Consider the following 22,369-nt stretch of genomic DNA (forward strand, 5'->3'; position numbering starts at 1 on the left):
GCGTGGGGGGACGCCAGCCGGCGTGCGGCGGGGCGTGGGGGGACGCCGGCCGGCATGCTGCGGTGCGTCGATACCGTGCTGCCGCCTTGCCGGGTCATCGCCAGGCCGATAGCCAGGTCTGATGGGAAAAGCCGCATTTCTCGCCCGCCGGCTCACGCAGAGCGGGTGTATTGTTGCAGGTACGAAGCTCGCCGCTCACCGGGAGGCCTTGAAGGCGAAGAAGATCAAGCTCGCTGCCAAGGTCGACGCAGCGGTCCAGTCCGTCATCGCGTCCACCGAGGCCCTCGAGGCGCTGGGGAGCCTCGACGCCACGATGGTGGAGATCGATCGCGGCACCGACCGGTGCATCGGAGGGTTCAGCAGCCAGCTCGCCAGCATCGAGCGCACGTTCGATCACGACGACATCCTGCCGCTGACCGATGACGAGGCGGCGCGCCGTCGCGATGCGCTGCTGGTGCGCTCGGAGGTGCTGTCGTCGGGCACCGACTTCCTCCGCCTCGTCTACTCCCAGCAGTGGGTGCGCATGAGCGCGATGATCAAGGCGCTCGACGGCAAGGAGGTGAAGGCGGCGGTCGAGCGTCTCGGCCTCTCGGCCGAGGTAGGCCGCCTCCAGCGCTGGACGGAGCTGTACGGCAAGAAGCTCGGCGTCACCGAGGCGAAAGCCGCGGATCCGGCCATCAAGGCGCTCGAGGCGTGGCACGAGGCCTACGGCACGCTCCTGGTCCAGGCCCACGCCGAGTACGACGACGACAAGGACGAGACACACGCGCTCCTCCGCGACCGGCTGCTCTCGCCATACGAGGGCGTGGCCGAAGAGGAGCGGCGCGCCGACCAGCGGGCCCGCGCCGCCAGCGCCAGGAAGAAGGCTGAGCCCGAGCCTGAGCCGATCGGATAGCGCTGCTCCTCGCATGCCCGCCGGCGCGCGACCGGCCATCCCACCCATCGCGCGAGGACGGCGCCGTTCGCCGGTCACCTCGCAACGCCGCTCCCGTCCCGATCCCAGGTGACATCTCTCTCAGGTTCGGGGGAAATGTCGCCGGTAAACCCCGTGCATTCTTATTTCGGCGCCGGCGCACGATTTCGCAACAATCCGGGGGACCTTTCCGGAAATCGTACGGATGACGACGGATGAGGGAGCTCCGCTCATGTCCGGACCGCTCCTCGCCCGGGGCCGGATCCGGAGGATGAAACGCGCCGCGCTGTCGCTCGCCGCGGCGCTCGTCCTGGCGGCGCCTTCGGTGTTCGCGCAGGTCGCGCCGCGCGGCGCGCGCCTGTCCTACACGCGGGGGCCTGGCACGGAGGGGTGCCCCGAGGAGCCGAGCCTCCGGCAGATCGTCGCGAGCCAGCTCGGCGGGGTCGACCCGTTCGTGAGCGACGGCGCGTGGCACATCGAGGTGGTCATCCGGCGCAAGGGGACGGCGTTCCAGGGAGAGATCGCGCTTCATGATCGCGATGGCCGGGCGCTCGGCCGCCAGGAGCATTCGAGCCCGATCTGCGGCGTGCTCGTGGGGGACATCGGCCTCTCCCTCAGCGCCTTCATGCGCCCGTTGCTGCCACCAGGGCCCGCACCGGGGAGCGCTCCCACCTCGCCTTCAGCAGGGCCGCCGCCCCCGTCGGGGCCGGGGGGCGCCGCTTCACCCGTTTCGCCGGAAGCGCCGCCCAAGGCGCCGGCGTCGAAGCCGCCCCACCCGGTCGCGGCGCCAGCCCGACCCGTTCCGCGGCCGAGGCCGCCACCGGATCGCCCGCGCCTCCAGCTGGGCGCCGGGGTGCTGCTCGGCGCCGGCGTGGCGCCCTCTGTGGCGGTCGGGTTCTCGGGGTTCGCCGGCGCCCGCTGGGAGAGGTTCTCGCTCTCGCTGGAGGCCCGAGGGGATCTCCCGATCGACGGCGAGCCTTACCGCGGCTGGACCATCGGCGTGTCGGGGCTGAGCGGCTCAGTGGTTCCCTGCGGTCACGCGGACTGGTTCTTCGGCTGCGCGCTCGCCACGGCAGGCGGGCTGTGGAACGTCAGGGAGAGCACCGGCAGGGAGTTCGCAATGCCCTACGCAGGGCTCGGGTTTCGTGCAGGGCTGGAGGTGCCGCTTTCGGCCCGCCTCGCTGGGCAGGTCAGCGGCGACGTCTTGATCAACATACATCGGACGCACATTCGACCGCTCCATGGCGATGGGTGGTCCGTGGCGCCCGTCTCGGAGACGGTGGCGTTGCGCCTGGTCGCTTTCTTCTGAGCCTCCGTGCGGTTTCACGAAGCATCGGACGCGCCTGCGGGAGCGATTCTCACGAGGCGGTTGCGAGCGCGTGCGGAGCGCGGGGGGCATAGGCGCGCCCCTCGTGGCCTGCCGCCCCCTGGAGAGGCGGCTGTTGCGCGCGGAACGAGCCGCCGACTCAGGCCGGTACAGCGCTGGTACGGTGACAGCAGAACGTCGCCACCGCGGTCGGCGCGATGTTGCCGACCGGCTCGCCGCCGAATGGTTCGCATCGTCCGGGATCGAGGCTGACGACGCGGACCGACTTGCTTCCGAGCGCCGTGCCGGAAGCGACGGTCCCGCAGTCGGAGGCCTCGGAGGTGATCACCTGGCCCGCGACGAGCTGCGAGCACCCTTCGTCGCTGAACGCGGAGGCCAGGACGCTGCACGTTGCTCCGGTGGGTTCGGCGCAGCCGCAAGGCGCGCAGCCGCGTGTGTCCTCCACACCGGCGTAGAAGACGTGCCGGTCCGGGTACGTGGCGGGGCAGTCCCGCTCTCCCTCGTGGTGGATGCACGTGAGAAATCCCTCCGGTGGCGCGGCGTCGCCGATCGGCGGCGCCGGCGTGCAGGTCATGCCCGGATCCGCGCACGGGGGGGACGCGTTGCCGGTACACGCCCGGGCGACGATCGCGAAGCTCCCCGCCGTCGCGGGCTCGTCGGGGCTCTCCGGCGCCTCCGCGACCCTCGGTGCGCAACCTGCGGAGACCACGCGAGGCGCCTGGATCGCGAGCGACTGCACGCACGGGGCGCCATCGCATGTCCGTCCGGCCTCGACGGCATTCGCCGAGGAGCAGGTCCCGTCCCACCCATCCGGGGCAACGAACGAGGTCGCGGGAGCCTCGGGGCCGCCGCACGGGAAGCTGGCGTAGGCCCTCCATTCCGTCGGCACCTCGCACGTCGCCTCCGGTGGGTCGCACGCGCAGGCGGGGCACTGGTGCGGGGCCGGAGCCGCGAAATCCGCGTAGCCCTCGTAGCCGACGATCGGCGCGGTCGCGGGGCAGCTCGGCACGCCGTCGGGGGAGCCGATCCAGAGCAGCGCGGGCTCGGACCACCCGAGCGGCTCCTTCGGTACGCACTGCCCTGCGCAGACCTCTGCTGCCGGGATCAGGTCGCCGAAATCGGACGCGATGGCGACGTCCGTGTCGTCCTCGGCCGCGCAGTCATCGCCGCCATCGCCGTTATCGCCGCCGCACCCGCCAGCTCCGCCGGCGTCGGGGGGCTCGAGCACCTCACAAGGCGTTCCCTTGGGTCCCTGGTCCTCATCCCACGGGCATATGTATCCAGTCGACGACCCGCATCCGCCGGAAGTGACCCCGACCCCGAGACTGAGCGTGCTCGCACAGCACACCGCCACGATCTCACGCTGCCAACGTCGCGCCTGCGCCGCCATCGCTGCTCCTCATGATCTGCGGCGTCGTCGAGGGCGCGCCGCGGTAAGCGCGGCCACGCTACCAGAGGACCCCAGGGCGCCGCCAGACCAACCCCGGGGTAGACCACCTCCGGCTCGATCGCATTACGAAGAGCGCGGACCTTTTCTCATCTTTCGCCCGGGGGGACAGCCCGCGTCGCCCTTCATGAGGGCTCGACCTGTCCCCGTCGTCGAGCGCCCGTCCCCCACCAGCCGCCAGAACGAGCGCTCTGGCGCCCCACGGTTAGGCGGGCCGGTCGATTGTGCAACGAGGAGCGGGGCAGTCCCGGACACCGCTCCCATGAAGACCTCGTTGCCGATCCCTCCCCGGCGGGAGGCCCGCCGCCTGTCCTCCGATGCGCCGGGACCCCGGACGCGCCGTCGCGCGCGCAGCGCGCCGAACGCGGCGCTCCACCCGGCGGTCTCGCCCTCGATCGAGGCCCTCTGGGCCGAGCGGCGGTTCGTCGCCCCGCTGCTCCGCTCCCTCCACGTTCCCGCTCGCGACGTGGAGGATCTCCTCCAGACGGTGCTCCTCGGCGCCTGGGAAGCCATCCGAGCGCGGAGGTACCGCCCGGACCCACGGCGGCACCCGCGCGCGGCGCTGCGCGGGTGGTTGCGCGGCATCGTCTGGCACCATGTGTCCCATTACCGGGACAGCGCCTGCGTCCGCTGCGAGATCCTGCTCGACGCGCCCCTCTCGCCCGCCGGCCAGGCGCCTGTGGAGATCGAGGGAGCGCTCCTCGCCCGCGCCGCGCTCCGCGAGATCGCCGCGCTCCCTGCCGGCCATCGCGAGGTCCTCCTCGCAGGGGCCGGGCCCCTGAGCCTCGTCGCCTGGGCACGAAGACGCCGCATGAACCCCAATTCCGCCGCCAGCCGGTTGCGTCGCGCCAGGAGGGCGCTGGCTGAAAGGCTCGCCTCACCGAGGCGGCCGTTCGGTGAGGGGGCTGTTCGGTGACGCTGCTGCCGGGGTGAGGCCTCCGCTCGGCACCCGCTCGGCCGGTCGCGCCAGGCCCGTGTACGATTTCGCAACGAGCCGGGCGGCGTCGCCGGACTACCTATCCATGAAAGAGCCCCGAGCACGCCCAGCGCCCCCTCCTGCGCCCGACCCGGCGCTTGCGCCTGCACCCGCCCCGGAGGCGGCGCCCGCGCCCGCCCCGGAGAGGACGCCTGCACCCGACCCAGAGCCCGCTGCCGCGCCCGATCGGGATCCTGCGCCCGCCACCGGCTCGTCCCCGCAGCCCTCGTTCGAGGAGGTCTACCAGACCTTGCTCCCCTACGTCCTCGCGGTGCTCTGGCGGGTCGGCGTCGCGTCTCGGGATCTCCACGATGTCGCTCATGAGGTGTTTCTCGTCGTTCACCGCCGCCTCGAGGACCAGGATCCTCGCCTGTCGCTCAAATCGTGGGTCGCGGGTATCAGCGCGCATGTCGCCCTTCGCCATCTGCAGCTCGCCCGGAACCAGCGGGAGCTGCTGGCGCTCGACGATTCCGAGCCCATCGAGCTCGCGGACCCAGGGCTCGACGCGGAGCGCCGGGTCGCACAGGCCGAGACCCAGCGTATCGTCCGCGAGCTCATCCAGCGCATCGAGAGGGAACGACGCGCGGTGTTCGTGCTCTACGACCTCGAGGGGAGCGACATGCGCGACATCGCGCAGGCCCTCCAGATCCCGGTGAACACAGCATGGGATCGGCTGAGACGCGCTCGCAGCGAGTTCACGGCTGCGGTCAAACGACTCTCCGCGCAAGACCCGGACGCGCTCGGCCTTCGTCGCCTGCGCTTCGCCCTGGCGCCGTTCGCCCTGGCCGACAGACCCCTGCTGCTCGACGCAGGCGGGATCCGGCTTCGCCTTTCGCAGGACCTCGCCGGGCCGCTCTGGGCGCGGCTCCAGCGGTCGCTCGCCTCGACAGGAGGGCTGGCCCGCGGCGCGGACAGCCTCTCCGGCAGCCCTGCAACACAGCCCGATGCAGGCGCTACGTCGCCCCACCGGCGCCGTCCCGGGAACGCGGTGGAGGCCGCCGCCGCCGCCACCGGGGAGGGGCGCTCGCCGCCGGTCATCACGATCGCGCGATCGAGGCTCATCAAGGCATGCGCGGCGCTGTTCCTCGGGGGAGCCGGGGTGGGCGCCGGCCTGGTCTATGCCACGCTCCCGGCGCCTGCTGTGGCGCCCGTGGTGTCCGTCCGCGCCGAGGTCGAAGGCGCAGCGTCCGAGCGAGCCGAGCGCGCCGGGGCCGGGCGCGGTGAGAGCGCCGCAGGCGGGCTCGCCGTGGCCGACACCCTCGTGAACGCTGGACCCCCGACGGCCGTGGCGATGACGGCCGCGGCGCCGTCGCGCGCCCCCTCTCGCAAGGCGGCTCCGCCCAGCGAACACGACACGACCGGGGAGAGCGCCTTGCTCAGCAGCGCCGGCCTTGCGCTCAGCGAAGGGAAGGCGACAGAGGCGCTCGACGTGCTGGCTTTGCACGAGCGGAATTACCCGCGCAGCCCGAGAGCCGAGCTGCGCGAGGCGCTGGCCATCCAGGCCCTCGTCCAGGCCGGGCGGCGAGCGGACGCCCGCGCGCTGGCCGAGCGGTTCCGCGCGGCGTTCCCTCACGCCGTGTTTCTCCCCGCCATCGAGGCGGCATTGAACAGCCCATGAAGCCCACGCAGCGTCCTCTTGGGCGCGCGCGGCAGGGGCGTCTTGGGCGCGCGCGGCAGGGGCGTCGGGGGCCGGGCGGCCCGCGCATGGCCTTCGCGTCCGACGACACGGCCGACGCTTCGACCCTCCGCGAGCGGGCGCACGGGTTCGTCGGGTCCGCTCGCGAGGGAGATCTCCGGTCGGGCTGTCCGCCGCGGCCCGAGGACGCCGCCGGCCGGGCCCGAGGTCGTGCAGGTGGTGCTCGACCGGCCGTGGGGCGCGGGCTAGCCTGTGCGTGAAGGATCCACGATGAGCAAGAAGCTGGACGACGAGTTGGCCCAGGCGCTGTCTCTCGCAGAGCAGCAGGATACGCCCGCGGTGGTGAAGCCGGCCGCGACGAGCCCGGCGCCAAAGGCGCGCCCGTCGCGCAGCCTCGGCCTGCTGGCGACGCTGCTCGTCATGGTGGGCGCGCTCGTCGCCCTGTTCCTTGTCGGCTTCAAGGAAGCGGCCGTCTACGCGACGCCGGTCGACCAGCTGCTCGCGTCGAAGGACAAGCTCGCCGGCCGCAAGGTCCGGGTCGAGGGCGAGCTCGTGCCCGGCACGCTGGTCAAGCGCGATTCGCCCTGCGAGTACCGCTTCCAGATCCACGGCACGCAGGCGGCGCTGCCCGTGCGCTACGCCCAGTGCGTCATCCCCGACACCTTCCGCGACGTCCCGAGCGGCGGCGTCCAGGTGACCGTCGAGGGCGCGCTCTCGCAGGGCGGCGACTTCGAGGCGAGCCTCGTGATGGCCAAGTGCACCTCGAAGTACGATCCCAACTCGCACGAGATGAAGGGCGGCGCCCAGCCCGGCGCGGGCCCGCTCTCGCTCAACTGAGCGCTCCCCGCCCGAAGGCGCCGCCGCGCGCGGCGCCGACACGCCCGAAGGCGCCGCCGCGCGCGGCGCCGACACGCCCGGATCCCGCTCCCCGCTCCCCGTCAGGCCGCCGACTGGCTCGCTCGCGGGACCTTGAGCCTCCTCGACGAGCTGGTTAAGAGACATCCCCGGACCGACGCCCGAGGAGGAGGCATTTGAGCCACGATCGCGATCTCGTCGTCCTGACGCAGAACATCTGGGGGGGAGTCGCCCTCTGGGAGCGGCGCCGGACGATGCTTGCCAGGCTCATCGGCGATCTGCGCCCTTGCCTCCTCGGGCTCCAGGAGGTGCACGCGCCGGCGGCGAGCGGCGACCTCGGCCAGGCCGGGGAGCTCTCGCGGCTCGCCGGCGGATACCGGGCCTGGTTCGCGCCGGGCAGGGTCGCCGCGAGCGGCGAGTGCGAGGGGGTCGCGCTGCTCTGTCGGGAGGACATCGAGGTGCTCGACCACTCCGTGGAGGCGCTCACGCTCGATCGCGACGATCCGTTCGAGCGCGACAGCCAGCGCGTCGTCTTGCGCGCCGCGATCCGCCACGCCGGCGCGGTGGTCGACGTGCTCGTCACGCACCTCTCGCTGTCGAAGCGCGCGCGGGCGCGCACCGTGCGCGAGCTCGTGGGCTTCGCCGCGCGCGAGCGCCAGAAGTCGGGGAGCCAAGGCGCCGTGCTGATGGGCGACTTCAACGCGCTCCCCAGCGAGGAGGCGGTCTGTTATCTCCAGGCGAGCGCCGGAAACGGCTCCTGGCGCGACGCCTGGACACAGGCGCACCCCGGCAAGGCGGGCGGCACCTGGCCCGCGGGCCTGCCGCTGCGTCGCATCGATTATGTCTTCGTTCAACCGGGCGAAGGGTGGGCGATCACGCGCTGCGAGCGGGCGCCGTTCTCCGGCTCGGATCACCACGGTGTGGCCGCGTGGCTGCGGCTCGGCGCCTGAAGGGCGAGTCCCCGCTCGCCCGGATCTCCAGCAGATCTCGATGGGTGAGGCATTCGCGCGCAAATTGTACCCGCTGCGGCGGACCGGGTAGGCTGGCGGCACATGAGCAGGCTGCTGATCCTGGGGGCGACCGGCGGCACCGGCGCCGCGTTGATCCGTCAGGCGCTGGAGGCTGGACACGAGGTCTCGGCATTCGCGCGCACGCCCGCCACCATCCCTGTCCCGCACCACGAGCGGCTGCGCGCGCTCCGCGGCGACATCATGGATGCCGAGCAGGTGTCGCGCGCCGTGTCCGGCCACGACGCCGTCCTCTCGGCCCTGGGGTCGCGCGGCCTGGGCCCGACGCGCGTCTACTCGGACGGCATCGTCCACGTCCTGCGCGCGATGAAGGAGCACGGCGTCCGCCGCCTGATCGCCGTCACCGCCGCGGGCATCGGCGAGGAGCAGCAGCCTGCGCTCTGGTTCCGGCTCCTGGTCAAGCCGATGCTCCGCAACAGGTATTCCGACATGCTGCGCATGGAAGAGGCCCTCCGCCGGAGCGATGTGGCCTGGACCGTCGTGCGCGTCCCCAAGCTCACCGACGGGCGGCTCACCAAGGAGTGCCGCGCCGAAGTCGACCCCTCGCCGCCGGAGGGCTACCTCTTCGGCGGCCCCACGATCTCGCGCGAGGACCTGGCGTATTTCATGCTCTCCCAGCTGGAGAGCGAAGAGTACCTCCACAAGGCGATCGTCGTGACGTACTGAGGACGCGGCGCGGTCGTCATCTCTTGACGCAGCCGCGGAGCATCGGTCTGCTGCCGCCCCCGCCGTCGTGGCCAGCCTGCGGCGCGCCTGCGGTGATCGCCACGAATGGCGCGATCGCCGTGATCCTCGCGACGCTGCCGAGCAGAGGCCTCAGAATACATGATCTCCTTTCCCAGGACGGCTCTCCCATGGTTCCTCGGTCTGGCGCCGATTGCCCTGACCGGGTGCGAGCTGCTCGTCGCAGCGGACCGCAGCAAGATCGAGGCGCCCGCAGTCGACGGCAGCGGCGGAGAGGGCGGCAGCAGCGTAGAGAGCGGTAACAGCGGCGAAGGTGGCAGCAGCGTAGAGAGCGGTAACGGCGGAGAAGGCGGCAGCGGCGGAGAGGGCGGCGCGGAGACCTGCGACGACGGCGGCGACAAGGACGGCGATTGCTGCTCGCGCGCGTGTCAGGTCGAGCCCGGCTGCGAGGTCGAGCCGAACGACGAATTCGCCTCGGCCAACGACGCCTTCGCCATCGCGCCCGGCGGTCGGATCCGCGCGTTCATCGACCCCGGATCCGACGTGGACGTGTTCTCGGTGACCGTCCCCGAGGGGTCGGTCGGGCGCATCAAGGCGGAGACGCTCGATGGCCCGCTGGGCACGACGTGCAGCTCGCTCGGCGTCGACACCCATGTGACGATCTTCGACGCGAGCCTGGCGAGCATCGAGGACAACGACGATGTCGCCGACGACAATTATTGTTCTTTCCTGGCGCTGCGCAAGCTGAGCCCTGGCGAGTACTTCGTCCGGGTGCAGATCTCCCCTGAAGCGGAGCCCGCGACGTTCGATTACACGCTCTCCCTCACGCTGGATACCTCGGTGTGCGGCGACGGCGTGCTGGAGGATCCGGAGCTCTGCGACGACGGCGACACGACCGGCGGTGACGGTTGCAGCGCCGCGTGCGAGCTGGAGCTCCGCTCTCCCGAGGTCGAGCCGAACGACACCGCGGCGGAGGCGGGCGGGCGCGCCGTGCTCCGGCCGAACGTGCTCGTCTCGGCGGCGATCGAGCCCCTCGGCGAACTCGACGTCTTCGCCTTCGAGGTGCCGGGCCTCGCGGACGTCCAGCTCGCGACGTTCAGCCCCGGGCGGCTGAACGCGTGCGCCGAGGGCGTCGACACCTTCCTCCAGCTGCTCGACGTGGACGGCGCGACGGTGCTGGCGAGCGACGACGACAGCGGCCCCGAGGCCTGCTCGCTCATCGACTGGAGCGTCGACGACAGGGCGACACGGCTCCAGCCGGGCACGTATTATGTGACCGTCGAGGAGTTCAACAACGACGCATCCATCCCCGGGTACGACCTCCTCATCGCCTTCACCTCGCTCTGCGGCAATGGGGTGATCGAGGAAGGCGAGGCGTGCGACGGTGGGGAGCGGTGCTCCTCGGAGTGCGCGCGGATCGCGGTGTGCGGCGACGGAGCCATCGACGGCGGCGAGGCGTGCGACGACGGCGGGACCGAGGGCGGAGATGGCTGCAGCGCCGCGTGCCAGCTCGAGGGGACCCTCCCGGAGATCGAGCCGAACGACGCGCGAGGCGAGGCCACCGCGGGTCGGGCGACCGCGGCGGGGGCGCTGTTCGCCGCGTCGATCTCTCCGCCGGGAGAGCTCGACTTCTTCGCCGTCGAGGTCCCCGGCCTGGCCGAGCTGGAGGTGGAGACCTTCGACGCGACCGGCCCGGCCTCGTGCCGCGGCATCGACACCGTCGTGCAGCTCCTCGGGCCCGACGGCGCCGTGATCGCCGAGGACAACGACGGCGGCGAGGCCAGGTGCTCCCGGATCCGCGCCGCCGTCACCGCGCCGGGCGTCTACTACGTGCGCGTCCAGGACGATGGGGGAGACTCCATCGTTGCATATACCGTGCGCGCGCGGACGACGGCCCTCTGCGGCGACGGCGTGGTCGAGGGCCTGGAGGAGTGCGACGGCGGCGCCGCGTGCGGGGCGACGTGCCAGCGCGTCCCGGTGTGCGGCGACGGCTTCATCGACGAGCCCGAGGTCTGCGACGACGGCAACACCGGAGGTGGGGATGGCTGCGACGCCGCATGTCGGATCGAGGGGGCGATCGCCGAGATCGAGCCCAACTCGACCCCTGCCGAGGCCGAGGCGAACGGGGCTGTCGCGCCGGGAGCGCTGGTGTCCGGCGCGATCGAGCCGGACGGCGATGTCGATCTCTTCGCCCTGCGGCTCACGACCATCTCCGATCTCCGGCTCGAGACCTTCGACTCGAGCGGCCCCGCGCGGTGCGCCGAGGGCGTCGACACGGTCCTCTCCCTCCTCTCGCCGGACGGGGCGACCGTGCTGGCCTCCGACGACGACGGCGGGATCGGCGCCTGCTCGCTCATCGACTCGAGGAGCCCCGGCGGGGCCGCGGCGCGCCGCCTGGATCCCGGGATATACCATGTCCGGGTCAGCGGCTTCCCGGAGCAGCCGGGGGCCCGCTACACGCTGCGGGTCTCGCTCGACGCCTCGTGCGGCGACGGCGTGAGGGAGGGCGCGGAGGAGTGCGACGGCGGCGCGCGGTGCAGCGCCCGCTGCGAGAGGCTCCCGGTCTGCGGCGACGGCCTGCTCGACGCGCCGGAGGGGTGCGACGACGGCAATGCCGCGGGCGGCGACGGGTGCAGCCCCGCCTGCCAGCTCGAGGCGGTGACCGCCGAGATCGAGCCGAACGACACCCCCGCGCAGGCCGGGGCGAGCGAGCTCGTGATCTCGGGCGACGCGCTCCTCGCGGCGAGCCTCGCCGCGGGCGGCGACAGGGACGTGTTCCGCCTGAGCTTGCCTGTCGCCTCGGTCGTGCGCCTCGAGGTCTTCGACGGCACCGCGGCGGACTGCGCGGGAGGCCTCCTCACGACGCTCCGCGTGCTCGACGCGGCGGGCGGGACGGTCGCGACGGACGAGGGGCTCTCCGACACCGCGTACGCGGGCGGCATCGGCGGATGCTCGGCGCTCGTCGTGGCGTTGCCTTCCGGCGACCACGACGTCGAGGTCGCGGCGCGCGAGGGCGGCGCGGAATTTCCGCTCTACCTCCTCCAGGCCAAGATCCTCGCGCCGGCGGGCGCCGAGGAGGAGCCGAATGGCACCCTCGCCACCGCGAGCAAATCCGTCGGATTCGACGGGTTCATCGCCGGCGCGCGGACGACGGACGATTTCGACTTCTACGCCGTGGATGTCCCGGAGGGCCGGTCGATCCGCGCGGAGATCATCGAGGGCGGCGAGGAAGCGTGCGAGTCGCTCGAGATCGACAGCCGGCTGTCGCTGCTCGACGCCGCGGGCTCGCTCATCGCGGACGATGACGACGGCGGCCGGGGCAACTGCTCGATCCTCGACGGCACCGGGGACGCCCCGCGCCACCCCGGGGCGCACGCGCTACCGGCGGGGCGGTACTTCCTCCGCGTCCGCGCCGCGTCCGGCGCCTCGGGCACCGCGGCCCTCTTCGCGTACCGGCTGGCCGTCACGCTCCGCTGACGAGCGCGGACGCCGCCGGACGTCCGGGATCACCGGTGGCCCCGTCCGGCCGGGACGGCGCGCCCCCGGCGGCGCGCGCCAGGCGCCGCCGGGAGGCCGGGACGCACCCGCCGCCGCGCGATGATTTGATTCGATGTCTCGATATCCCATCGTCGCGAGACTGCCGCGCTCCGTCGCGCCGCCGCGCGGTGTGGCTCCGCGGTGCTCATCGGAGCCGCATGGGGGGGCCATACCCACAAGCGTCGGTAGGTGGATCGAGCGCCGGGGGCGGCCCGGAGCTGCCTTGTGCCTCGCCCGCGCGCCCGCCCTGGCGCCGCCCGGCGATTCCCGCCTTCGGCCGCGCCTCGCGGCGCCGGCGTACACCGCCTCTCTCGGCGCGGGTGCGTGATACTTCGGCTGGATGTAGGAGCCCGCGGGGTGCGTTCGAGGCAGAGGACATGAGTTTATTGTCGAGGAGTGCCGGTATTCTCCCTGGTTCTAACTCCGTCCTGTTTTTGACCGGAAAGATGCCAGTCAAAAGTGCTTGCGTGAGACCGCGGGGAGAATAGTCTCCTGTTGTTCGCGTCATGACCTCGGGGCGGGTTCCTCCGGGAGCGTGACCGTGACGGGACGACGACGACGTGCGTCGCTCCCGTCGGGGCACCGCTCTCCTGGCGCTGGCCCCGGGGGATTGCATCCCTTGGGTGACGATCTGGATAGGTATCTGCATCAAACTTCACCACAGATTCGATTCCTCGGAGGTATTTCTCATGAAGAATTTCGCTCGTTGGGTGCTCGCTTTCGCAACCGTCACGTCGATCTCGGGCAGCGCCTTCGCCATCCGGAACGACTGCATCTACAACGTCTCGATGAAGACCGGCCTGAGGAAGGTGCCGGTCGGTACGACCGTCTGCCAGCTGGCAGAGCAGGCGGGCACCCCGTTCAACGATGAGTGCGGCTACGTGTGCAAGTGGGGAGTCGTGGCGGCCCCGGGCGCCGCCGTCGCCGCCAACATGTTCCTTCGCCAGGCGACGACGATCGGGAGCAACGACTGCGACTGGAACTCCTTCTATTTCACGGACGGGAGCATCTCGCTCCTGCCCTCTGTGCCGATCTCGCCCAACACCGTGGCGTTCCCGCCCAGCTCCGGCATCACCTCACGGCTCCAGAAGGCGCCCATCTGCAACTTCGTCGGGATGGAGGACGACTTCACCGGCACGATCAAGGCCACGATTCAGTTCTACTCCGCGCTGTCGATGCCCGTGCCGGTCACGTACGCCCCGCACTGCTACTGATGACGGCGTGCTTTTGAGACCGGTCTTCACTGGGCTCTGAGACGGCGCCCGGCGTCCGACCGATCGGCGAGAGCCTCCCTGCAGAAAGCCCTTAGTAACGGCCCCGGGCAGGTCGGGGAGGCGCTCGTCGATCGCGTCGTGCGGATTGAGGAGGGGGCGCCGGCGGAACGCCGGTTGCCCCTTTCTCTTCTCCGCCTCTGCCGAGCTCCCGGCTCGAGGGCTCTAGCCAGGTCAACTTGTCTGGAGGAACAATGATGCAACCGAGTTCGTCGCAACGGAACCCTTCGCGCCGGCCCTCGTGGATCGCCGCCGGATTGCTCCTGGCCGCCCTCGCCGGCGTCGCCCTCTTCCTCGCCTTCCGCTCCGGGGACGAGCAGACCGCCGGGGCGAGGGTCCCGGCCGCCGGGGCCGAGAAGCACGTCCGCTACCGCAACAGGGCGCTCGTGCGCGGCCCGGCGCCGGCGGCGAAGGAGGAGGCGCGGCCCACCATCAGCGGCCTCGTCTATGGCACGGACGGGAACACCCTCGCCGGAGCGACCGTCGTCGCCATGACCTTCGAGGTCGCCGGCAACGTGCTCTCGACCGCGGGCTCCGTGAAGAGCGACGACGGCGGGCGGTTCGAGCTCACGCTCCCGGACGGCACCTATCAGCTGAGCGCGAGCGTCGATGGGTACGGGACCACGTCGACCACGGCGCGCCCCGGCGAGGCGGTGAGCCTCGTGCTGCCGAAGAGCGGCGTCATCGAGGGGCGCGTGCTGGACGAGCGGGGCGAGCCCGTGCGCCGCTTCTCGATCGACGTCCTCTCGGCCGTGACGGCGGAGACGCCGGCGACGCCGCCCCTGTTCTCTCGCACGTTCGAGAGCGCGGACGGCTCGTTCCGCGTCGATCAGCTGCCCTCGTGGGACGTCGTCGTCAGGGCGACGGCGGCGGAGTTCGCGCCCGCGTTCTCGACGAACGTCAACGTGCGCGCCGGGGACGTCGAGAAGATGGATCTGACCCTCTCGACGGGATGTACCTTGAGCGGGCAGGCGGTGGACTCGTCCGGCGCCCCGCTGCCCGGGGTGTACGTGGACGCCGAGTCGCTCTTCGCCGTCGGCGAGCTGAGCAGCCTGTCCATGGAGGCCGCCGCGCAGGCGCAGACCGAGGACGACGGCTCCTTCAGCCTGCCGCACGTGCCGAAGGGCACGATCGTCGTCCGCGGCTACGACGGCAGCAACGCCGTGAGCTCGACCGAGATCGAGGTCGCGGGCTGCGACGGCCTGAAGCCGGTGAAGCTCGTGATGTCGCCCGGCGGCAGCCTCTCCGGGGTGGCGCGAGACGCCGAGGGCAAGCCCGTCGCCGGCGCCCGGCTCACGCTCATGCACCGCCCGATCGGCTTCGTGAACACGGTGAGCGACGAGGATGGCGCCTTCCACTTCGACCAGATCCCTCCGGGCGAGCTCCGCGTCATGATGCGGCGAGGCGAGGAGGTGATGCTCGCGGCGGTCGGCATCGAGGACGGGAAGACCACGCAGCATGACATCTCCTTTGCGCCCCGGGGCACCGGGGAGATCCGCGGCCGCGTCACGGTGGGCGGCAAGCCGCTCCCGGGGGCTCGCCTCATGATGGCCACCCAGATCGGGGACGACGGCGCGATCGGCATGTTCTACCCCGTCACCGCGGAGGACGGCTCGTTCCGCGCGTCCGGGCTCCCGACCGGCGGCTACATCGTCAACGTCGAGTCGACGAGCATCGGGACCGGCGTGCACGTGAATGCGGGCGAGGTCACGACGGCGGATCTCCAGGTGACCGACCTGCCCAGCATGAAGGGCAAGGAGGCCCCGCTCCCGCTGCGGTAGCGAGCGCAGCGCCAGCGCGATCTCCCGGCTGTCCGGAGGCGGAGCCTCCTGGACGGCCGGTCCGCGTTTTTCAGGTCACTCCGCCGGGGCGATGGTCAGCGTGAACGGCCCCGAGGAGGCGGCGTTGTAGCTGTCGACGAAGATGTCGATCGGCTGGCCTGCCGTCGCCGTCACCTTGATCGACTCGGGCCACCCGGACTCGCGGGGATCATCCATGCAGGAGAGCTCGCTGCTCGGGTCTGCGCAGTCGCTGCGCGCGTAGAGGACGACATCGGCGTGGCCCTCCGGCGTCGCGGTGATCGTCAGCTCGCCGCTCGCCTCCGGGGTATACCGGTACACGAGCTCCCCGCCTTCGCCGCCGCACGACGCCGTGACGCCCTGCGTGCCCTCGGAGGTGTCGCCCACCGTCGTTGCCTCCGTGAGCGTCGCCGCGGCCGCGCACAGGGGCTCCAGGTTCACCTCGCATTGGCCGCTGCACACGTCGTCCTCCACGGCGTTTCCGTCGTCGCACTCCTCCGTGCCGACGCGCGCTCCGTCCCCGCAGATCTCCGCCGCGAAGGACACGTCGAGCGTGTACGACGCGTCCATCCCGTTCTTCCCCTCGATGAAGATGAAATAGGTCTGACCGGCCTCGGTGAGCAGCTCCAGCGGGGCGTCCTCCGGCGCGAACGCGGGGACGCAGCCGAGCAGCGTCGTCTCGTCGTCGCAGCTCTCCCGGATGTACCAGTCGAAGTCGGCCTCCGGCGCCGTCGCCGTCGCGGCGATCTGGACCGCGCCCTTCGCCGGCGCGACGAACCGGAAGACCCGCTCTCGCACGCCCGTGCCCGTGACGGACGTGATGAGTCCTGGGCAGAGCGCCGCGAACAGGTTGGTGCCGGCCTCCGTCGTGCCGGTGAAACTCCCGCCCTCCGAGACGTCGGTGGCCTCCGCGCACGCTGCGGCGACGCCCTCGACGCAGGCCGCGTTCGTCGAGCAGTCGCGCTCCTCGCAGTCCTGCAGGCCGTCCTTGTCCTCGTCCTCGGCGCTGTCGCAGATCTCACCCGACGAGACGCAGAACGCGGAGTCCTTGTCGCAGGCGCTCTTGCACTGCGCGTCGTCGTCGCAGCCGCCAAAACACATCGTCCACCCGTCGTCGGTCACGTCGACGCACGTTTGCCCCGCCCTCCCGCAGTCGGACGCCTCTTCACAGGACTTGAGGCAGAGCGAGAAGCTGCCCTGCGGCAGGCACTCGGAGCCCTCCCCGCAGGGCAAGAGCGCCGTGTCGCAGAGCCTTGTGCAGTAGCCGCCCGCCCAGCCGAAATCCTCCTCGGTCAAGCAGAGCCCGCCGAGGCAGTCCTCGTTGACCGCGCAGGCCTCGCCGTCCGCCTTCCCGTCCGGCGCGATGCCCTCGCCGTCGTCACCGCCCTGGCCGCCCTGGCCGCCCTGGCCGCCTGCGCCGGACGCCGCTCCCAACGGTGAGATCTCGTCGTCGTCGCCGCACGCGGCGAGCGCGAGAGACATCGCCGTGACCGCTGACAGGGGAAGAGCAAGTCGCATGTTGTTCTCCTCGAAGAGAGGTACAGCGCTCGACCACGGAACGCAGCAAAACTTGCGACAACAGCAAAAAGAGCCTGGATTGACTGGAATTGTTACGTCTGGAGCGAAATGCGGTGGTAAGAAAAGAACCCTTACAATCGTGCAATGCTGAGACCGTGACGTTTCAAAAACGAAACCTTGTAGGGGATGTCCCTGACGCATCGCCGCAATTCGGGGTGCTGCCTAGGGGTCGTCCGGATGGCACGGTCAGTGCTTCATGGGAGGCAGCGCCGCCGGCGCGGCCTTCGCCCCCCTGAGGCCCCGGCGGCGCTGTCTTTTTGTCGGTCCTCGTTTCGCGTCGTCTCGCCGATCGCCGCCGCCACGCCTGAGCCCACTGGCTCGCTGCGCCGCGTCGGGCGCGATGGACACGCGGCACGCGGGGATCGAGCGCAGATCGCCGTGGCGTTGTATCGTCCCGCCGCCCCATGGCGACGAAGCTCATCGTTCCCTCGAGCCACCCCCCGAATCAGAAGTTCGAGTGCCGCGACTGCCCAGCTCGGTGCTGCCGGATGCCGTGGAACATCCGCTTCAGCGGCGACGAGGCCAGGCGGTACCTCGCCGAGCCCTGGGTGCGGGAGCGCGTCGGCGAAGAGGGGGCCCTCGTCATCGGGCGCGGCGTGCTGCCCGTGCGGGAGCGGGATCGCCAGCTCCAGTGCGTCTTCCTCGACGACGACATGCTCTGCAGCATGCAGAAGCGGTTCGGCCACGAGTACATCCCGAAGTCGTGCCAGGCGTTCCCGTTCGGGTTCGTCCGCGACGAGAAGGATGTCGTCGTCGCGCAGCTCTCCCAGCTGTGCCCGTCGATCCGCGACAACTACGGCAAGCCCGTGGACCGCCAGCTCAAGGCGAAGCTCCAGCAGCGAGGCGACACGGAGCGGATGTCGACGGCGCTGGCGACGCTGAGCGGCGTGATCCTCACCCAGCCGCTTTATCTACGCGCCGCGAGGCACTGGGAAGAGCAGCTCGCGACCGGCGCGTCGCCGGCGTCGACGCTGGCGCGGCTCTACGACTGGACGGCGGCGTTCGAGCGCGCGCTCCCCCAGGGCCAAGGGCGCGCGACGGACGCCTCGGTCGACGCCGCCCTCGGGCAGGCCGGCAAGGAGGAGCCCGAGCCGCTCGCGCCCCGCAAGAAGCCCTCTTTCTATGCGCGGGTGCTGTTCGCCTATCTCCTCGGCAACCTCTGCTATCCGTCGCGGGTCCGCGAGCCCCACCGGGTCGAGAAGGCCTCCTGGACGGAGCTCCAGGCGCTGCGCAGCTTCGGGAACAAGGCCGCGTGGATGCTCGGGAGAGGCACCGTCGACATGATGTTCGTCCCCAGGCCGTTCAAGCTCCAGCGGGTGAGCACGGTCGATCGCTTCCTCGGCGGCGACGAGGGGGCCGCCGTGAAGGACTACCTGCGCCTCGTGCTCCAGCGCCGGCACATCTTCTCGGCGCCGAGGCACCTCCTGGCGGCCGTGCTCGACCTCTCGCTGGCCACCGTCGTGATCTCCCGCTTCGCGCGCTGCCGCGCCGCGGCGGATGGCAGGGTCAAGGTGTCCCTGGAGGACGTGCGGGAGGGCATCAGCGTCGCCGAGCTCGTCCTCCTGAGCCACGCGGCCCTCTCGGAGCAAGGCACGCTGATGAAGAACCTGCGCTGGCTGCTGCTCACGAAGCGCGAGAGCTTCCGGGCCCTCCTTGCGACCGAGGCGTAGGCCCCTCGTCGCCTGGTCGGGTCGCCTACCGAGACAGGCTCTTAGCACCTCGCGTCAACGTCAGGCCGGGCTCGCCTAACCGCCGGCCGCGACTATTCTCGCGCCCACCGGGCCCAGCTGGCCCATGGAGGCACGCGCATGATCGTCATGAAGTTCGGCGGCAGCTCGGTCGAGAGCCGCGCGCAGATCGAGAAGGTCCTTCACATCGTCAGAGCCCGCCTGGCCCGCCGCCCCGTCGTGGTGAGCTCCGCGCACAAGGGCATGACCGACGCGCTGATCAACGCCGCCAAGACCGCCGCCACGGGGCGGTTCGATCCCTCCGTCCCGGTGAACAAGCAGCGCGCGGTCGCCGAGTCGCTCGGCTGCGCGCCCGACCTCCTCGCGCCCTTCTACGAGGAGATCGCCGACCTTCTGCGCGGCATCAGCCTCGTCAAGGAGCTCAGCCCGAGGAGCCTCGACTACATCGCGAGCTTCGGAGAGCGCATGGCCGTGCGCTGCATCGCGGACTTCTTCGCGAGGAGCGGCGTGCCGGCGCGCGCCTACGACGTCTGGGACCTCGGCTTCATCACCGACGCGAGCTTCGGCCGCGCGCGCCCGCTGCCCGGCTTCGACGCCCGGATCAAGGCCGCGTTCGCCGAGCGCGTCCCCGAGGGGATCGTGCCGATCGTCACCGGCTTCGTCGGTCGCAACGAGGCCGGCGAGATCACGACCGTCGGCCGCAACGGGAGCGACCTCACGGCCACGCTGGTCGCGGCGGGGCTCGGCGCCGAGGAGGCGCAGATCTGGAGCGACACCGACGGCGTGATGACCGCCGACCCGAGCGTCGTGAAGACGGCCCGGAACATCCCCACGATGCGCTTCGAAGAGGCCGCGGAGCTCGCGTTCTTCGGCTCCCGCGTCCTGCACCCCTCCACGCTCCTGCCCGCCATGGAGAAGGGCATCCCGGTGCGGGTGCTCAACACGAACCGGCCGGATCACCCCGGCACGGTCATCGACTTCGACACCGACGCCGCGTCCCCGGCCGTGACCTGCATCGCCTACCGCGAGCGGCAGGTCGTGCTCAAGATCAGCTCGACCCGGATGTTCGGCGAGGTCGGCTTCCTCGCGCAGGTGCTCGCGGCGCTGGCCCGGCACGAGGTCGTGATCGACGTGATCACCACGTCCGAGGTCTCGGTCTCGATGACCACCGACGACCTCGGGAAGCTCAGCCGCGCGCTCCCAGAGCTCGAGCAGTTCGGCGCCTGCGAGGTCCTGCCCAACCGGACGACCCTCGTGATCGTCGGCCAGGGCATGCCCAGGCAGAAGGGCGTCGCCGCGCAGGTGCTCGACGCGATGGCCGAGGCCGGCGTCAACGTCGAGATGCTCAGCTACGCCATGGGCAGCGTCAACCTGTCGATGGTCATCGAGGACGCGCACGTCGCCTCCGCGGTCGGCGTCCTGCACCACTCCCTCTTCGAGAAGGCGCGGTGACGCCCCTGGCGCGCCGGACCGTTTGAACCTCGAGAAACAGGAGAGATTTCACAGGGAGGCGAGGAGACGGGGAGATGTTTATTTTCTTTCTCTTCCTCCTCGCCTCCCCGTCTCCCTGTTGTTTTTTCTCGAATCCTCCACACGATCGGCGTTCCTGCCGGGTGACGCGACGTGGACAGGCGTGACGCGACGCGGGCGCCGCAGTAGGCGTAGGCCTCGGTCGGACCAGGCGTCCGGCCCCGGGGAGACCATGACGGCGGCACACCTCGACGGCGGCGCGACGATCCCGCGCGAGAGCACGACGGACATCCTGCGGCGGATCGAGGCCGCGCTCGGCACGTACGCCACGCGCCCCGCGCTCGCGTTCGACGCGGACGGCACCCTCTGGGAAGGGGACGTGGGCGTCGACCTCTTCGAGGCGTTCCTCGCGGGGCGCTGCGCGCGGCCCGAGGCGGAGGCGGCGCTGCGCCGCGAGGCCGAGGCGTTCGGCGTCGCCGCGGAGGGCGGCGCGCACGAGATCGCGAGCGCGCTCTACGCGGCGTTCAACGCCGAGCGCTACCCGGAGGACAGGGCCTTCGCGATGATGGCCTGGGCCTTCGCGGGGTGGCGCGAGGACGAGCTCGCGGCGCTCGTCGACCGCGTGCTCGAGGAGAAGGGCCACGCCGGGCGGATCCGGCCGGCGCTGCTGCCGATCCTCGGCTGGGCGCGCTCGCGCGGCGTCCCGGTGGTCGTCGTCTCGGCGTCGCCGCGCGCCGTGATCGAGCGCGCCGTCGCGCGCCTCGGCGTCCCGGCCGAGCGCATCGCCGCGATGACCCCGGCCGTCCGCGAGGGCCGGCTCGCCCCCGAGCTCGGCGCGCCCGCGACCTACGGCGAGGGGAAGACCCGCGCCCTCGCGCGCATGTTCCCCGAGCTCGCGGTGCTCGCGGCCTTCGGCGACAGCGCCTACGACGCCGCCCTGCTCCGGGCGGCCCGGGTGCCCGTCGCGGTCTCCCCGAGCCCCAAGCTGCTCGCGGTCGCCGACTCGATCCCCGGGCTCGTCCTGCTCGCCACCTGAGCTTTTGCCATGGCCACCCTCTCGCTCCGAGGCCTGACCCGAAGGTTCCCGAGCGCCGAGCGCCCCGCGCTCGCCGGCCTGGATCTCGACGTCGACGACGGCGAGCTGCTCGTCCTCGTCGGCCCGTCGGGCTGCGGCAAATCGACGGCGCTCCGGCTGATCGCGGGCCTCGACAGCCCCGACGGCGGCACGGTCTCGATCGGCGGGCGCGACGTGAGCCGCGTCGCGCCGGAGGACCGCGACGTGGCCATGGTCTTCCAGGGCTACGCGCTCTACCCGCACATGACCGCGCGCGACATCATGGGCTTCCCGCTCAGGATGCGCGGGGTCGCGCGGGAGGAGCGGGCGCGCCGCGTCGAGGAGGCGGCGGCGCTGCTCGCCATCGGCCACCTGTTGGAGCGGCGCCCCGGCGAGCTCTCCGGAGGCGAGCGCCAGCGCGTCGCCATGGGGCGCGCGATCGTGCGCGCCCCCGCGGCGTTCCTCTTCGACGAGCCGCTCTCGAACCTCGACGCCGCGCTGCGCGCCGAGCTCCGGGTCGAGCTCGCGGCGCTCGTGCGCCGCCTCGGCACGACGTCGGTCTACGTGACCCACGACCAGGTCGAGGCCATGACCATGGGCGACCGCATCGCCGTGCTCCGCGCCGGCGAGCTCCAGCAGGTCGGCCCGCCGCGCGCCATCTACGAGGCGCCGGCGAACACGTTCGTGGCCGGGTTCCTGGGCACGCCGGCGATCAACCTCCTCCCGCTCGAGCGCTCCGGCGAGCGGTACGAGGGCGCGGCGCTCTCGCTGCCCGCCCCGCCGGGGGTGGCGCTCCCCGACCGGGCCATCGCCGGCGTGCGGCCCGAGCACCTGCGCGTCGCGCCGGGGCGCGGATCGCACGCCGGCGCGGGGGCGCAGGGCGAGGTGGAGGTCGAGGCGCGCGTCGTCGTGGCCGAGCCGCTCGGCGCCGAGACGTTCCTGTACCTCGACGCGGGCGGGACGCGGCTGCGGGCGCGGGCGCACGGCTTCGCGACGCCCGCGCCGGGCGAGGCGGTGCGCGCGCGGCTCGATCCGCGCGACGTGCTCTGGTTCGACGCGGGCTCCGGCGCGCGGATCGCCCCGCCGCGGGCGGCGTCATGAGCGGG

At 71.9% G+C, this 22,369-nt stretch carries 16 protein-coding genes; 14 read left to right on the forward strand and 2 right to left on the reverse strand.

The genetic code is table 11. The annotated features are described in order from the left end of the window. Window positions 1–121 precede the first annotated feature (121 nt). Window positions 122–895 carry a phosphoenolpyruvate--protein phosphotransferase gene (locus WMF27_RS46550; RefSeq protein WP_437762430.1) on the forward strand — a complete coding sequence of 258 codons (774 nt, stop codon included), beginning with the start codon at window positions 122–124 and terminating at the stop codon, window positions 893–895. A gap of 250 nt (window positions 896–1,145) precedes the next feature. Further along, the gene (locus tag WMF27_RS46555; RefSeq protein ID WP_437762429.1) at window positions 1,146–2,222 is read left to right on the forward strand and encodes a hypothetical protein; all 1,077 of its coding nucleotides are present in this window, start codon (window positions 1,146–1,148) and stop codon (window positions 2,220–2,222) included. Between the two features lie 157 nt (window positions 2,223–2,379). Here the strand turns inward: WMF27_RS46555 and WMF27_RS46560 are convergent, their stop codons facing one another. Continuing rightward, a complete protein-coding gene (locus WMF27_RS46560) occupies window positions 2,380–3,468 on the reverse strand; it encodes a hypothetical protein (protein ID WP_437762428.1) in 1,089 nt (362 codons plus the stop codon). A 481-nt stretch (window positions 3,469–3,949) separates the two neighbouring features. On the opposite strand from WMF27_RS46560, the gene WMF27_RS46565 reads away from it, so the two are divergent. From WMF27_RS46565 to WMF27_RS46600, 8 genes are all read left to right on the forward strand, one after another. Then, window positions 3,950–4,603 (forward strand): sigma-70 family RNA polymerase sigma factor, encoded by a 654-nt coding sequence (locus WMF27_RS46565; protein WP_437762427.1) that lies wholly within the window; start codon window positions 3,950–3,952, stop codon window positions 4,601–4,603. 106 nt (window positions 4,604–4,709) lie between these two features. Continuing rightward, window positions 4,710–6,281: an RNA polymerase sigma factor gene (locus tag WMF27_RS46570; RefSeq protein ID WP_437762426.1), complete on the forward strand. Its 1,572-nt coding sequence runs from the start codon at window positions 4,710–4,712 to the stop codon at window positions 6,279–6,281. A 288-nt stretch (window positions 6,282–6,569) separates the two neighbouring features. Then, entirely contained in the window at window positions 6,570–7,136 is a 567-nt protein-coding gene (locus tag WMF27_RS46575) for a cytochrome c maturation protein CcmE (protein WP_437762425.1), read from the forward strand. Window positions 7,137–7,330: 194 nt separating this feature from the next. Continuing rightward, window positions 7,331–8,104 carry an endonuclease/exonuclease/phosphatase family protein gene (locus WMF27_RS46580; RefSeq protein WP_437762424.1) on the forward strand — a complete coding sequence of 258 codons (774 nt, stop codon included), beginning with the start codon at window positions 7,331–7,333 and terminating at the stop codon, window positions 8,102–8,104. Window positions 8,105–8,206: 102 nt separating this feature from the next. Next, window positions 8,207–8,848, forward strand: a complete 642-nt coding sequence (locus WMF27_RS46585; protein ID WP_437762423.1) for an NAD(P)-dependent oxidoreductase — start codon at window positions 8,207–8,209, stop codon at window positions 8,846–8,848. Window positions 8,849–9,007: 159 nt separating this feature from the next. Then, window positions 9,008–12,343, forward strand: coding sequence for a DVUA0089 family protein (locus WMF27_RS46590; protein ID WP_437762422.1), 3,336 nt, complete (start codon window positions 9,008–9,010; stop codon window positions 12,341–12,343). Between the two features lie 770 nt (window positions 12,344–13,113). Beyond that, the gene (locus WMF27_RS46595) at window positions 13,114–13,617 is read left to right on the forward strand and encodes a hypothetical protein (protein ID WP_437762421.1); all 504 of its coding nucleotides are present in this window, start codon (window positions 13,114–13,116) and stop codon (window positions 13,615–13,617) included. A 251-nt stretch (window positions 13,618–13,868) separates the two neighbouring features. After that, on the forward strand, window positions 13,869–15,455 hold the full coding sequence (locus WMF27_RS46600) for an MSCRAMM family protein (protein ID WP_437762420.1): 1,587 nt from the start codon (window positions 13,869–13,871) through the stop codon (window positions 15,453–15,455). Window positions 15,456–15,530: 75 nt separating this feature from the next. Here the strand turns inward: WMF27_RS46600 and WMF27_RS46605 are convergent, their stop codons facing one another. After that, window positions 15,531–16,991, reverse strand: coding sequence for a DUF4215 domain-containing protein (locus tag WMF27_RS46605; RefSeq protein ID WP_437762419.1), 1,461 nt, complete (start codon window positions 16,989–16,991; stop codon window positions 15,531–15,533). Window positions 16,992–17,455: 464 nt separating this feature from the next. On the opposite strand from WMF27_RS46605, the gene WMF27_RS46610 reads away from it, so the two are divergent. From WMF27_RS46610 to WMF27_RS46625, 4 genes are all read left to right on the forward strand, one after another. Continuing rightward, complete coding sequence (locus WMF27_RS46610; protein ID WP_437762418.1) at window positions 17,456–18,721, forward strand: YkgJ family cysteine cluster protein; 1,266 nt, start codon at window positions 17,456–17,458, stop codon at window positions 18,719–18,721. 138 nt (window positions 18,722–18,859) lie between these two features. Further along, on the forward strand, window positions 18,860–20,191 hold the full coding sequence (locus WMF27_RS46615; protein WP_437762417.1) for an aspartate kinase: 1,332 nt from the start codon (window positions 18,860–18,862) through the stop codon (window positions 20,189–20,191). A gap of 250 nt (window positions 20,192–20,441) precedes the next feature. Further along, the gene (locus WMF27_RS46620; RefSeq protein WP_437762416.1) at window positions 20,442–21,245 is read left to right on the forward strand and encodes an HAD family hydrolase; all 804 of its coding nucleotides are present in this window, start codon (window positions 20,442–20,444) and stop codon (window positions 21,243–21,245) included. Between the two features lie 9 nt (window positions 21,246–21,254). After that, window positions 21,255–22,364 carry an ABC transporter ATP-binding protein gene (locus tag WMF27_RS46625; protein ID WP_437762415.1) on the forward strand — a complete coding sequence of 370 codons (1,110 nt, stop codon included), beginning with the start codon at window positions 21,255–21,257 and terminating at the stop codon, window positions 22,362–22,364. Window positions 22,365–22,369: the final 5 nt, after the last annotated feature.

This window comes from Sorangium sp. So ce281, assembly GCF_051527395.1.
Lineage (GTDB): Bacteria > Myxococcota_A > Polyangia > Polyangiales > Polyangiaceae > Sorangium > Sorangium cellulosum_B.